We start from the raw sequence: 12,539 nt of genomic DNA, 5'->3' as shown, positions 1-12,539 counted from the left end.
CTGCGATTATACCCCGCTTCGGGACGCTGGGAGTGTGGTGGCTCCCTGCCGTGAACAAGGAAACACCACCGCTATGCACCACCCACCGGAAAAGCGAAAATCCGAATATGCGCTGATCCAGCTGCTGCCGAATATGATGACCATTGCGGCCATCTGTGCCGGACTGTCGGCGATCCGGTTCGGGGTGCAGGGCAACTATACGCTGGCGGTACAGCTGATTCTGGCGGCGGCGATTCTGGATGGCTTTGACGGACGTCTGGCGCGGATCCTGCGTAGCGACAGCAAGATGGGTGCGGAACTCGACTCGCTGGCAGATTTTCTCAACTTCGGAGTCGCCTCGCCACTGGTGATCTACTATTGGGCCCTTCAGGACATGCGCGGTCTGGGATGGCTGGCGGTGCTGGTGTTCTCGGTCTGCTGCGTGGTGCGTCTGGCGCGGTTTAACGTGTCGACCAAGTCCGAGAAGAAAGTCACCGCAAAAAGCGTTTATTTTGAAGGGGTACCATCCCCGGCCGGCGCACTCCTTGCGATGTTGCCGATGTTCATTTCTTTTGCCTTCGCCGATGCGCCGGTCATTCCGGATATTTTGATCTGCCTTCATATGGGTGTCATCGGATTGCTTATGATCAGCCATGTGCCAACCTGGTCGCTGAAGGCAGTCAAAATTTCGCGCGAAAACGTGAAGTATTTTCTGGTCGGTTTTGCCTTTGCGGGGGCAGCTGTCCTGATTTACGCATGGATTACATTGGTGATCCTGTGCCTTGGGTATGCCGCGATGGTGGCCTGGGGATTGGTTAAAAAGAAAACGCCGGAGACCGGCGCATAAAAGAGTAAGGGTGGATAATTGGATATCAAGGCTGTTGAATCGTCGTATGCCCGTTGGGCCCCTGTCTATGACAAAACATTTGGGGCAATTACCAATGTGGGGCGTCGCCGTGCTGTCGGCTACGTCAACGAACATCGCAGCGGTCGGGTGCTGGAGGTGGGTGTCGGCACCGGTCTGTCCTTGCCACTCTATAAATCCCACCTGAAAGTCACCGGTATCGACTTCAGCGAGGATATGCTGAAAAAAGCGATGAAACGGGTGGAGGAAAACGACCTCGACCATGTGGAAACGCTGCGCCAGATGGATGCCCGCGCGCTGGATTTTCCTGATGCCACCTTCGACACTGTTTCAGCTATGCATGTGCTGTCCGTCGTACCAGACCCCGAACAGGTGATGGGTGAGATTGCCCGCGTGCTCAAGCCTGGCGGTAAAGTGGTGATCACCAATCATTTCCTGCGCGAACAGGGCGTGCTGGCGTTCCTCGAACGGGTGTCCGCGCCGTTTGCCAATGTGCTTGGCTGGCACTCGGATTTTGAGATCGACACCGTGCTGGGGGCAGATCACCTCTCGGTGGAGCACCACCAGCCGCTGCCGCCCTTTGGCCTGATGACCTTTCTGGTGCTCTCCAAAATCAAACCCGTCTGAGGCCCGACAGCGTTTCGCTGGTCAATATCTGCGGGCTGTGACCGATCGGGCTGCCGGTCGGTCTTCCCTTTGCATGGCAGCTCTGCAAAACTGCTGGCAACGGACCTGCGCGGTGCTGCGGTATGGCTGCAGTGAAGGCGGGTTTTCTTTACATTGGGGATGTAAATTTCGTTTACATTCCCCATATGACACATAAGACATTGCAGAAAGGGCACTTTATGAGCCAATCACAATTTGACGAGATGGTGCGGGCCTCACAAGCCAAGGTGAGCGAGTCGCAGCAGAAGATCACGGCGCTGACCTCGCGGATCGAAACCGCGCGGGCCAAGATTTCGGCCGGAGAAGACGCCAGCATCGACATTGAGAACGCAACGCTGGACGACGTGCACGCCCATACTGAGGTGATGAATGCCAATATCGCCGAGCTGATCATGGGGCTGGATGATGTGACCACCGCGTTCTCCAAGGATTTCGACGAGATGCGTTCGAAAACCGGCTGGGAGAGCTTTGTTGGCTTTTTCAGCCGTGGCAAATCGGATTCGATGCGCCAAGAACGGATGCGTACGGCCAGTATCGACGACAAGCTGCAGGACCTGATTGCCAAGTCTGACGTGATCGTAAAACTTCTGGAGGGTCAGCTGGCGACGCTGGAAGATCAGCGTGAAAAGGTGCAGGTGAACCTGTCGGCTACATTGGACGACCGCGAATTCACTGTGCAAGAGCTGGAGGCGGTCCGCGCTGAGATTGTGGCCCTGGATCCCCAGATCATTGAGCTGGAAAACAAAATCTCGGTTGAGCAAGACGCGGCCGCGCGCACCAAACTAGAGACCGAGCTGGCGGATCTGAATGCGAAATATAACGCGATGGTGCAGGATGAGCAGGTGAAGCTCGCCAAGTCCCAGACGCTGGAGCGCTATATCGAGAAGGGCAAGACCTGGGTCGACTCCCTGCAAAACCAGGCAGCGACGCAGATGGTGCTGATCAACAAGCTGCAGACGGACACGGCGCAGCGAGTGGTGCTGTATGACGCGCTGACCAAATCGCTGAAGACCGCACAGCAGCAGGATGTGGCGCATCGGATCAACGAGATTGGCGTGCAGACCGACAAGGAAGCCCAGACTGCAATGGCTGCGATCGGCACCGCGACCAACCAGAAAATGGCCGACATGCTGGAAAGCCATGAGGACAACATGGTGTTCGCCCGCGACGTGCTGGAGAAGAAAGCCAAGGCGGATGAACGCTTTGCCCGCCGGTTCGCCGCGATTGTCAAGAAGCACGACAAAAACCTCTATGGGGGGTGAATTTGGATTGGCTTGAGTTCCTGAATATCCCGTGTCCTCTGAACTGGTTCTGGTGGAGCGTGCTGGCGGTTGTTTTTGGAACTTTGGCTGTTCTCTATTTCGCCGTTGGCGGCCCTTATGCCGAATGGGTTGTGGCCGCGGTAGCTGGGATATTCGCAATCTTTGCCTGGGATCTTTCTAAGGACTTGGGTGAATAGCACTTTCAAAGTGGAAGAGCACCTCTAGCTAGCAGGAGCTACATGTTGTCATTGCACCTTTGGAGAAACACAGGACAGCTCCCGGCCGCGGGTTGGGGCGTAGCGCGCGCCGTTTTGCCCGGGGCAAACCTTCGGTTTGATGGGGGCGGCCGGGCGCTGTCCGCGCCGCAAGCGGCACGTCCGGGAAGGGGGAATGTATGACTGATCCCTCCCACGATCACGCCGGCCTCAGTGATACCTTCGCCTCGCGCCGGTATTTCAAGAAGTTCGAGACCATCATCCGGCACCTAACCCGGGTGTCGGCAGCGATGCAGGCGGAGGGGCGGCTGTCGAAATCGGATGTGAAGGTGCTGACTGCTTACCTCATGCGGCTCAATTTCACCTTCCGGGCGCTGTCGATGAAGTACCTGATGGCGGGGCGCGATACCGGGCGGTTTTTTGGCAGCCTGGCGATGGACAAACGCGACAGCGGGTTTCCGGTTGCGGCGGAGCTGATGACCATGGCCAATGACGCCCAGCAGGCGGAGCGGCATCTGGCGAATATGGCCAGCGAAGAACAGCTGAAGGACGATATGGTGCGCACCATCATCTCGGAGCGCACAACGCCATCAAAACTACAGTTCGCTCTGTCGCAACGGCTTTATTATCAGGAGTTGCTGAAGGGGCAGCTGTTCTGGACCCAGAACGACCCGGTCTGCGAGTGGTTAGAGAACATCGGTGAGCGGCGCCGCCGGTTTCTCTTGCATTGGGCGGCCTATGACAGCCAGGTGAACCTGCCGGTGATCTACCTGATGGAGCTGGAAGACAGCGGCAAGGTGGCGTTGCCCAAGGACGAGCGTCGCTGGCCCGAGGTGCAGGCGCATCTGATGGCACAGGCGCTGGCCGGGCTAAAGCTGGTGACCATCGCCAAGGGGTTCGACGAGGATTTTGATAACCTCCACCCCAAGCATCTGCGCCGTTTCCATGTCGGCCCGATGTATTCCTCCGCCTACACCGAACAATCCGGCCCTCTGCACCGGGTGCTGGAGGAGGCGGAGGCCCCAGCGGGTCAGGATTGGGCCCTGGCCTGGACGCTGGAGGAGTTGGAAAGCGAAGAGGTGCGCGAGGAGCGGTCGGGCTGGTTCGGCACCGTGGAGCGGGAGATCTTCGCGCTCGACCCCTTTGGCGGGCGCGGCGCGGATACCGGCGCGACCCGGACCCAGCGCGCCATCATCCTGCCGCAGCGCCCGTTTCAGGTGCTGGCAGAGCTGGACCCGCCGGGGTTCGGCGATGTGCAGAAATTCGTGGTGAGCGAAGCGGGGCAGGTGCTGCGGTACTGACGTCTGTGCTTGTGGCCGGGTGCGGGAGCCTCCGGCGGGGATATTTTTAGCCAGAAGATGGGCGGGCCGGATTTTTCGCCCGCGACGATACGAATTGAGAGGGTGAGATGAGCATTTCAGGGAATCAGATGGAACTGCGGGAAGAGGATATCCGCAAGCACTACGCGGCGGCTGCGGCGATGCTGGAGGGGTTTGACCACACCCCGCGCATTGCCAAGCCTGCGGTCGAGGGCAAGGCGCCAGAGCGATCTGCAGGGATCGGCACGCGGCGGCGATTCCGCTCGACCACGCCAGGGCTGGTCACACGCTCCACCGCGCGCCCTGACGGCGTGCATCTGATCGCCCGGATCGAGGCGGCGGATGACGATGATCCGCTGACCTCGCCGCTGCAGGCGACCCTGCAGCACGCCTTGCGCCGGGCGCTGGCGGTTTCCCTGGCGATGGGAGAGGCTTATGCGGATGTCTCGGGTCTGGGTGATCTGAAACGGGCCAATCTGGCCGGCTCGCTGGATGCGGCGCGCAAGGGCGAGTTCACCGAATTGCTGGCCGCCGAGGCGCTGCTTGCAGCGCATGTGTTTGCCAATGCCGCCGCCTATCTGCTGGCACCGCACGGGTCTGAGGCGCAGGCCGAGGTGGGCGAGGCGGAGGAGCTGCTGACGGATAACGCGCCGCTGGCCCTGCACGGGGCACTGTGGGAGCTGGACCAGAAACTGGCGCTGCATGCCCCCGATGATGTGCATCTGATTGCGGCCACCGCCGCCTATGCCGAACAGCTGATGGAGAAGGCGGCTTTACGCGCTCGATCCGCGCCGCGTCTGGAAGGTTTCACCGCCGCAGACTGGCGGGTGGAGGCGGATGACCTGACCATCAGCGGCTTTGAACCGGCGGCCAAGGCGAAATCCACCACCCTGACGATGGCGTTCAAAAAACCGCATGAGGTGGTCGGCAACCATATCGCCAAATATCAGGCCCTGCGGCTGGCTAAAATGCTGATGGCCTATGATTTCGACCGCCGCCTGAACCCCTTTGCCGAAATGGGCGGGTTCATCTTCACCTTCATGGGGGATGGCAAGCCCGGGACGGGTAAGACCACGCTCATTCAGATGATGGCCGGCCTCATCCATGATTATTGCCAGAATGCGGGTTATGCCTTCCGCTACCAGAATTTCGGCATCGACAATATCGACAGCTATCAGGGCAAATCCGGCCAGAACGCCAAATCGTTCATTCAGAACGTGATTGATCCGGGTGTGATCGGTTTTGGCACCATCGACGACATCGACCAGATCGCAGGCAAGCGCGGCGACCGCCAGTCCAGCGCGGGCCAGCAGGAGGTGACGGCGGTGTTCATGGAGGCCTTTGCCGGGGCGGGTACCGTGGTGCGCGGCAATTGCACATTTGGCATGTTCTCCAACTATCCCGAAAACGTGGATGATGCCCTGCGCCAACGGGCGGGCGCGCGGTTCCTGGTGGACGGGCCGCAGACGCGGGAGGATTACATCGACATTCTGACCCTCCTGATGGGCAAGAACCACGCGATCCCGCTGGGCGACCACGAGCTATACGGCGCGCAGGAGATCAAACAGGCCGTCGCGCGGTCATTTGAGGCGCACAACCGCCCGCAGGAGCCGGGGCTGGCAGAGGTCTTTGGCCGCGTCCATGACCAGATCGGCGAACTGGACAACCTTGCCAAGCTGGGCACCTATCTGAAGGCGATCCAGGCGGCAGATGAACGCTTCACCGGTCGCGCGATTAAGAACATCACCGATGCGGTGAAGGTCCGGGCGATGGATTTCGAGCTGCCGGATGACTGGATGGAGAACCCGGAGCTGTTCCTGTTCAAGGATTACGAGACCAAATCCGCGATGATTGGTGAACTGCGGGTGCCGATCACCATCGACATGGTGGTGCAGGAGATCAACCGCTACGCCGATAGTGAGTTCCGCTATGCCGACAAGTCGGATGAGGTGGCGATTGACAACATGGTGCGCGATTTCGGGCGGCAGGAAGAGGCCAAGCGGCGGTATCTGGAGGGGCAGGGGTGAATAGTAGGCGTTTCATTATTGAGGCTGAGGGCTTTCCTGATCTCCCGGGGATGATGCTTGCGACTGTAGACGCTTTGAAATCAATGGGCGGTTCTGCCTCAATTCACGAGTTGGACGAAAAAGTCGCTGAACTTGAGGGCGTGTCAGAGGCAGAGCAGTCATTCATGATGACCGGCTCCAATAGTAGTCAGCCGCGATTGAACTATTACCTAGCGTGGTCTCGCACGTTTCTAAAACGTGGAGGTGCCCTTGAAAATTCAGCGCGAGGTGTCTGGGCGTTGACCGAGGCGGGTTACGACATTCATAGTTATGACGAGACCAAGAAGATTGTAGACCTCGTAAATGAAGAGGAGAAAGCGCGTGCTCGCGAACGGCGCCGTCAGTCGAAACCTGCTGCAACTTCAGGAGAAAATCTGGAGCGTTTAAGCTCAGAAAATGATGGAGAGGCTACAGATCCTAGTACCGAAAGCTGGAGAGAAACACTTCTCGAAGTGCTAAAGGCGATGGATCCCGCGGCGTTCGAGCGCCTCGCTCAGCGCCTTTTGCGCGAGGCTGGGTTCACCAAAGTTGAGGTTCGCGGTAAATCGGGCGACGGCGGGATAGATGGCGTCGGCGTCCTACGGGTAAATCTTGTGTCTTTTCAAGTGTTTTTCCAATGCAAACGTTGGAAAGGAAGTGTGGGGTCCTCAGAAATTCGGGATTTTCGAGGTGCGATGATGGGAAGGGCGGACAAGGGCCTATTTATCACGACAGGTAATTTTACCGCGCAGGCATCGGATGAGGCGACGAGAGATGGCGCAACCGCCATCGATTTGATCGATGGCTCGAGACTGTGCGAGCTCTTGAAAGACAACAAGTTGGGTGTCGCGACTGAGATGATCGAAAGTGTGAAGATTGATCCCAACTGGTTCGGGACAATTTAGTAATGAAACGCCTCATCCAAAACGGTCTGATGTTCGGCAATCTTTTCCATGTGGCCTCGCCCACGCTGGTGGAGCGGTATAACCGCGCGCTGAAGCATCTGATCGGCAAAACCACAACCCTCACGGATTTCCACGTCGATATCTCCGGCTACTCGCCGGAGGTGGGCGATGAGCTGGGGGATGATCACTATCTGAACCACGCGGGCGTCAACCGGCAGTTCATCCTGCTCAGCACCGAACAGAAACGCTGCCCGCTCCTGAATGTGAAATTCTCTACCAGCCGGGACATTCTGCGCCGGTTCATTGCGGCCAATGAAAACCAGCTTTTTGCGCTGACGGCGACCGATGCAGTGGCGGGTGAGTTGGTCAATTCGGTGTTTGAGGTGGCAACGCCTGTGCAGCTCTTTGACATTCGGCAGGTCAGGGTCGAGGCGGACACCACAAGGGGCACGCTGCGGCAGGCCGACCAGCTGGCCGAACTGGTGGACCGGTTCAAGAGCGAGGAAGACGGTTGGTTTGATGATGCGCTGATCGCCGAGATGATCGAGACGGCGGAAAAAACCGGCGATGTCACCCGCAACCCGGTGCGGCTGAAGCATGAGGTGTTTGAGCAGCAGAATTTCTGGACCGCGCATTTCGGCGGGCTTTATGTGTTTCAGAATGTGGAGCACCCGGCCCTGATCGCCAGTGGGGAAAAACCCGAAGGCGTGCCGCTGGACCGGGTGTTTGACCTAACGCAGGACAATGCGGTTGCGAAGTTTCTGGAACTGAACGGGCTGGTAGAGCCGATCATCCGCGCGCGCGGCGTCGATGGCGCGGCGATCCTGCGTCAGAAGATGGGATTTCTGGCGATCAGTGTGCTGGCGGACAAGGGGATGGATCTGTCAGGTCTGTCGCGCAGCGATCTGCGGCGCATGGCGGCACGTCACGCCAGCGAGTTGCCGACCGAATTCGAAGGCATGGCAGCGATGGTCCGCTGGGCCGAAAGCGGTGGCAAATGGCCCCGGATCAAATCGGATCACCCGGCCTATTTCTACTGCCTGCGGGCCACCAACACGCCGAACCGGGATCTGGTCAATATGCTGCTGGCAGAGCTGACGCCGCTGGATTTCCGCCAGCTGTTCATCTGCCACAAGGAGGCGTTCTATCAGCAGTATCGCAATTGGCCAGAAGCGAAGAAGGACCACGTGGCGGCTTTCCTTGCGCGCGAATATGCAGTGGACAAGGCCGGCGCGCGGGCAGCCCTATTTGGTCATGAACCGGATATGAGCGGGCGCAGCACTAGCGCGCAGGATCGACCGAAGCGGCGTGAAACAGAAAGTCTGGTCGAACGGGTTGGCCCCTGGGGCGCTGTCAGCAGCAGATCTGGCAACAGGGGACGCCGCTGATGTTTGCCTTTCTGCGCCTGATGGCGATCCTTCTGGTGGTGCTGACAGTGATCTACGGCGTTGTCTCGCTCTACTCGCGCGAGGTGCGGCGGGCGAAACTGAAACGCCGCTGGGCCGAGAAGGGGTTGACCGGAGACCGTTCCGCCTTCATCCAGCGCGGGTTGCACCAATATGACAGGTCACTGCGGCGCAGACTGATCCTGTTGGTCTATGTCGTGCCACTGGGGGCCATCGCGCTCCTGGTCTATGTCATGAATTTCATGTGAGGTCGCTGATGCGTTACGTAAAATGGGTGTTCATTCTCACCATCTGGCTGCTGGCAGGGGCCTTTCTGCATTATACACTGCCGCAGAATGATGTGGTGCGCGTGGTCAAGACAGAGGTGCGCCGGGTTGATTTCGGCGAGAACTCGATCTTCTGGGCGCAGCAGGACACCGCGCAGGAAAGCGCCACCAGCGTCAACCGCGATGTGCGCTTCGTAGAGGCGTTTTTTCCCAATGGTCGGCCTATCGTTTATCGCAACGAGGATACCGGCTGGGGCTGGCCGCCGTATTTCAAGCTGGACAGCTCCAACCTGCAAGCCGAGCTGACCGATCTTGCGTCCACCAAGGCCGATCCGCAGTGGGTGCTGCTGCGCCACTATGGTTGGCGCAATGAGTTTATGTCGATCTTCCCGAATGCGGTCGCGGTGAAGCCGGTTGACGGGCCGGAGTATAGCCAGGTGAACTGGTTCAATATCATCTTCCTGACGATGTTGGCGGCTGTGGTCTGGGCGCTTTATGTGCGCTGGCGCCGCTTCCGCCGCGCGCGGATCGATCCGATGGTGGAGAATGTCGAAGACAGCCTTTACGCTGCGGGTGATGCGCTGTCAGAGCGGCGTGGCCGGTTCCGGCGCTGGCTGGATAGCTGGAAACAGAAGTAACAAACCGCGTCCGGACCATAACACCAGACTTGGGCGGCCCGCCGATAAGGTTGCCCTAGTCAGAGAAGAGATGCTCGGTCCGCGCGAGCGTCAGAGCGGCATCATGATCCAAGGCCAGAAACGGCATCAGCTGCTCGGCGATCTGCTCATTGCTGTCGCTTTCGCGGATCAGACTGTGGTGATCAAACCCCACATCACGGATACGGTCGGACTCATGCTGGATGTCATTGCGGATGGTTGGCAGCAATCGTTCCAGCGCGGCGGAGGCTGTCTGCTGCCCGGCCAGCCCGATGCGCTCGGCATGGCCTGTCAGGTAATCATCGCTGAGACTGCATTCGATCTGCAGGATGCGTGTGACGGCCCGATCAGCGCAGAAATCCTGCATCAACTCCAGCGCTGACGGATCAAGGCATATTACCAAACGGTCGGTCTCATAGTAATCAAACAACATCCGCACCAGCGCGCGACGGTGGCGGGTACGCTTCCAAAGCGTTGCCTCGATCCCGCCGAGATCGGGCATATCGGTGCCTTCCTCGTCAAAGAGATAGGCCAGTGCCGGGACGTTGCTTACCTCGCGCAGCCGGTCAATCAGCCGCTTCGCGACATGCCATTTCTTGCAGCTGATGATCAGCAATTCGCGGTTGCGCCCAAGCGTGCTTTCGGTTTCCCAGAAGCGTGGGGCAAAGCGCAGCCCGTTGCGCCCGCGCTTGGTCAAAAAACCATAAAGATTGCGCCCCTCATTGGAGATCTGAAATTCAACGCCCTGCTCGGCATAAAGCGCGCCAAGACGGGATTTCAGCTCCTGCGCCTCGGGGCTGATCTTGCGGGCGAAGAGGAAGTCCTGCCCCATCAGCATGTCGTAGTGATCATTGTAGAACTGCACCGGCATCCCGTAGTCCGAGAACATCAGCAATGTCAGCGTGCGGCTCTCGATTTCCTTCGTGGGGACCAGATGGCGCACCAGGGTCTGAAAGAAGGTTTCATCCGGGATCCAGGTGGTGCGAAAGAACCGCAGCACATCACGCCGCTCGGTCAGGAAGGACAGGATCCATTCGACGGTCCGGCGCCGCAGGCACCACCACTGGCTGCCGATCTGGATCTGCATGTCTTCAGGCAGCGCGCGGGTCAGGCCGAGGCGTTTCTGCAGGCTGTGGCTCAGATCGAACAGGCGTTTGTTTTTGCGTTCGTTGAAGACATGGCGGTAGATCAGCCGATCTTCCTTCATGCCGGTCTTGATCCAGTTGCTTTCAAAGAAATCAAAACTTTCGATATAGTCGCAATCCCGACTATCCAGCAGCTGATGGGCATATTCTGCGGTCTTGATCGCCATGCAGTCGCCTGAGACCATGTAGAAATGTGTCGCTCGCCGGAAGGTCGCAACCGCGCTTTCCAGCGCATAGAGGGTTGCCTGAACCAGCGACCATTCCCCCCAGCCGCATTTGACCCGTTTGCGGGCAAAGCAGATGTTGGGATTGTCCTTCAGGGCCGTGCGGATCTGCTGATAATCACTGGCCGGAGAGCGCCCATCGAAATGGATCGCCATATAGTCACCGGCTGCGGTTAGTCGCTCCGCCTGCTGAATAATCGCCTCTGGGTCCTTATGGCACAGCAGAACATATGCGATTTTTGCCATGACAGCGCCCCGGTGTCGTATTTTGATTGATTGTTTCCTTGATACTGACGAATTCTCACTGAATAAACCGCATTATTTCGCTTTTAACGACTAGAGTAGTACGAGGCGCCAATTGCGGCGCATGGGGACGGGGGAGAGGCAGATGGGATTTCCAGGCACCTGGATGACGGAGAGCGAAAGCGTGGTCTATCGCGTGGTGCCCAAATGTGCCTGCTCCACCATCGGTCAGATCATGTATTATTCCGACCATGGGCAGTTCTTTGACGGCGATATTCACGATGCCACTGGCGGTCTGCACAAATGGGCTCTGCCTGACAGCCAGCCGCTGATCACCAGCAATGTTCAGGCGCAGAAATCCTACGCATTCACCTGCGTGCGAAATCCTTACACCCGGGTGCTGAGTTCCTTCTTCGACAAGATCTGCGGCATCCAGCGCAATGGCAAACGCTACCGGGGCAATCTGGTGCCGCGGCTCACCTATGACTATGGGATTGAGGTGGGCGGGGATGACGGCGAAGAGCCGTTTGATCAGATCAAGAGCTTCCGCCGTTTCCTGCTGTTTGTCCGAGACACGGTGAAGTTTCGCCGCCCGATGGAGCCGGATATCCACTGGTCGGCCACGTCGGGCCATGTCTCGACCTTCATTTGTAATGGCGGCCGATACGACAAGGTGATCTGGACTGAAGCCTTCAACGAGGGCATGCAGGATGTACTGGACGCCATTGAGACGCCGCATCAGGTGGATCTGAACCAGATCCCCCGCTTCAACGAAAGCGAAGGTCACGGCCCCAAACGGGCCCACCCGGTCGAAGACTATTTTGACGATCTGTCGATGCATCTGGTCTATGAGATCTACAAGCGGGATTTCGAAGTTTTCAAATATGACTTTGAAAACCCCGCCAACAAGATGCCGGTGGGCGAGATCGACCTTGATGAGGTGCACGCCAAACTGGGCGAGTAGGCCCAACCCGACCATCGGCTCCCGCCCGGGCTGCAATCATTGACATGATCTTGTCCCGGTTGGGCGTGGCGCCGCTGGCGCGGCGCGCCTCCGGCGGGAGTATTTTGGGAAAGGTGAGGGCTTTGTGCCTTATGCGCGGGCCGGGGATCCCAGATCTTGCAGCTGGGTTTTCAATCGGGCGGGAAACAACTCAATCCCGCCAGCCTCCAGCGCATCAGGATGGAACCATCTGGCGATACATCTCTGGCCGCTGTCATCGGGCACCTCCGCCGCGAGGAAGCGGCCATCGCGCCAGGGCAGACCAATGGTTTTCACGCGAATGGACTGGGCGGGGCGCCAAATGGTCATGTCGGATCTCCTGCGGTGGGTCGACTAGGGC

General features: G+C 58.7%; 13 protein-coding genes. 11 read left to right on the top strand and 2 right to left on the bottom strand.

All coding sequences use genetic code 11. The annotated features are described in order from the left end of the window. Positions 1-73 precede the first annotated feature (73 nt). The 10 genes from J4721_RS10985 to J4721_RS10940 all read left to right on the top strand — a co-directional run bounded on the left by J4721_RS10985 (position 74) and on the right by J4721_RS10940 (position 9,566). Positions 74-826, top strand: coding sequence for a phosphatidylcholine/phosphatidylserine synthase (locus J4721_RS10985; RefSeq protein WP_014881118.1), 753 nt, complete (start codon positions 74-76; stop codon positions 824-826). A gap of 18 nt (positions 827-844) precedes the next feature. Then, complete coding sequence (locus J4721_RS10980; RefSeq protein ID WP_076617319.1) at positions 845-1,471, top strand: class I SAM-dependent methyltransferase; 627 nt, start codon at positions 845-847, stop codon at positions 1,469-1,471. 218 nt (positions 1,472-1,689) lie between these two features. Next, positions 1,690-2,772, top strand: a complete 1,083-nt coding sequence (locus tag J4721_RS10975; RefSeq protein ID WP_102859278.1) for a hypothetical protein — start codon at positions 1,690-1,692, stop codon at positions 2,770-2,772. Positions 2,773-2,774: 2 nt separating this feature from the next. Then, the gene (locus tag J4721_RS10970) at positions 2,775-2,969 is read left to right on the top strand and encodes a hypothetical protein (RefSeq protein ID WP_014881115.1); all 195 of its coding nucleotides are present in this window, start codon (positions 2,775-2,777) and stop codon (positions 2,967-2,969) included. A gap of 197 nt (positions 2,970-3,166) precedes the next feature. Continuing rightward, positions 3,167-4,288: a hypothetical protein gene (locus J4721_RS10965; protein WP_014875840.1), complete on the top strand. Its 1,122-nt coding sequence runs from the start codon at positions 3,167-3,169 to the stop codon at positions 4,286-4,288. 107 nt (positions 4,289-4,395) lie between these two features. Further along, positions 4,396-6,333, top strand: coding sequence for an ATP-binding protein (locus J4721_RS10960; RefSeq protein WP_211002688.1), 1,938 nt, complete (start codon positions 4,396-4,398; stop codon positions 6,331-6,333). Beyond that, positions 6,330-7,256 (top strand): restriction endonuclease, encoded by a 927-nt coding sequence (locus tag J4721_RS10955; protein ID WP_217621346.1) that lies wholly within the window; start codon positions 6,330-6,332, stop codon positions 7,254-7,256. The genes J4721_RS10960 and J4721_RS10955 overlap by 4 nt, the downstream gene beginning before the upstream one ends. A gap of 2 nt (positions 7,257-7,258) precedes the next feature. After that, positions 7,259-8,644, top strand: coding sequence for a DUF6638 family protein (locus tag J4721_RS10950; protein WP_211002687.1), 1,386 nt, complete (start codon positions 7,259-7,261; stop codon positions 8,642-8,644). Beyond that, complete coding sequence (locus tag J4721_RS10945) at positions 8,644-8,910, top strand: hypothetical protein (protein WP_014881110.1); 267 nt, start codon at positions 8,644-8,646, stop codon at positions 8,908-8,910. The genes J4721_RS10950 and J4721_RS10945 overlap by 1 nt, the downstream gene beginning before the upstream one ends. 8 nt (positions 8,911-8,918) lie before the next feature. After that, on the top strand, positions 8,919-9,566 hold the full coding sequence (locus J4721_RS10940) for a DUF1523 family protein (RefSeq protein WP_014875835.1): 648 nt from the start codon (positions 8,919-8,921) through the stop codon (positions 9,564-9,566). A gap of 55 nt (positions 9,567-9,621) precedes the next feature. Here J4721_RS10940 and J4721_RS10935 read toward each other — a convergent pair whose 3' ends face one another. After that, positions 9,622-11,199, bottom strand: a complete 1,578-nt coding sequence (locus J4721_RS10935; RefSeq protein ID WP_014875834.1) for a DUF5928 domain-containing protein — start codon at positions 11,197-11,199, stop codon at positions 9,622-9,624. 142 nt (positions 11,200-11,341) lie between these two features. Here J4721_RS10935 and J4721_RS10930 point away from each other — a divergent pair, with 142 nt between their 5' ends. Then, entirely contained in the window at positions 11,342-12,160 is an 819-nt protein-coding gene (locus tag J4721_RS10930; protein ID WP_211002686.1) for a sulfotransferase family protein, read from the top strand. 129 nt (positions 12,161-12,289) lie between these two features. On the opposite strand, the gene J4721_RS10925 is transcribed toward J4721_RS10930, so the two are convergent. Beyond that, positions 12,290-12,508, bottom strand: coding sequence for a hypothetical protein (locus J4721_RS10925; RefSeq protein ID WP_211002685.1), 219 nt, complete (start codon positions 12,506-12,508; stop codon positions 12,290-12,292). Positions 12,509-12,539: the final 31 nt, after the last annotated feature.

The sequence above is a fragment of the Phaeobacter sp. HS011 genome (assembly GCF_018101215.1).
GTDB classification, from domain to species: Bacteria; Pseudomonadota; Alphaproteobacteria; order Rhodobacterales; family Rhodobacteraceae; genus Phaeobacter; species Phaeobacter inhibens.
The sequence above is the reverse complement of the archived record's forward strand: the minus strand, read 5'-3'. Positions and strand labels throughout refer to the sequence as shown.

What these genes read in the sequence shown, in the direction of transcription:
- J4721_RS10950 (WP_211002687.1), top strand. Translation starts at nt 7,259, where the DNA reads ATGAAACGCCTCATCCAAAACGGTCTGATGTTCGGCAATCTTTTCCAT.
- J4721_RS10960 (WP_211002688.1), top strand. Translation starts at nt 4,396, where the DNA reads ATGAGCATTTCAGGGAATCAGATGGAACTGCGGGAAGAGGATATCCGC.
- J4721_RS10935 (WP_014875834.1), bottom strand. Translation starts at nt 11,199, where the DNA reads ATGGCAAAAATCGCATATGTTCTGCTGTGCCATAAGGACCCAGAGGCG.
- J4721_RS10930 (WP_211002686.1), top strand. Translation starts at nt 11,342, where the DNA reads ATGGGATTTCCAGGCACCTGGATGACGGAGAGCGAAAGCGTGGTCTAT.
- J4721_RS10965 (WP_014875840.1), top strand. Translation starts at nt 3,167, where the DNA reads ATGACTGATCCCTCCCACGATCACGCCGGCCTCAGTGATACCTTCGCC.
- J4721_RS10985 (WP_014881118.1), top strand. Translation starts at nt 74, where the DNA reads ATGCACCACCCACCGGAAAAGCGAAAATCCGAATATGCGCTGATCCAG.
- J4721_RS10925 (WP_211002685.1), bottom strand. Translation starts at nt 12,508, where the DNA reads ATGACCATTTGGCGCCCCGCCCAGTCCATTCGCGTGAAAACCATTGGT.
- J4721_RS10940 (WP_014875835.1), top strand. Translation starts at nt 8,919, where the DNA reads ATGCGTTACGTAAAATGGGTGTTCATTCTCACCATCTGGCTGCTGGCA.
- J4721_RS10975 (WP_102859278.1), top strand. Translation starts at nt 1,690, where the DNA reads ATGAGCCAATCACAATTTGACGAGATGGTGCGGGCCTCACAAGCCAAG.
- J4721_RS10945 (WP_014881110.1), top strand. Translation starts at nt 8,644, where the DNA reads ATGTTTGCCTTTCTGCGCCTGATGGCGATCCTTCTGGTGGTGCTGACA.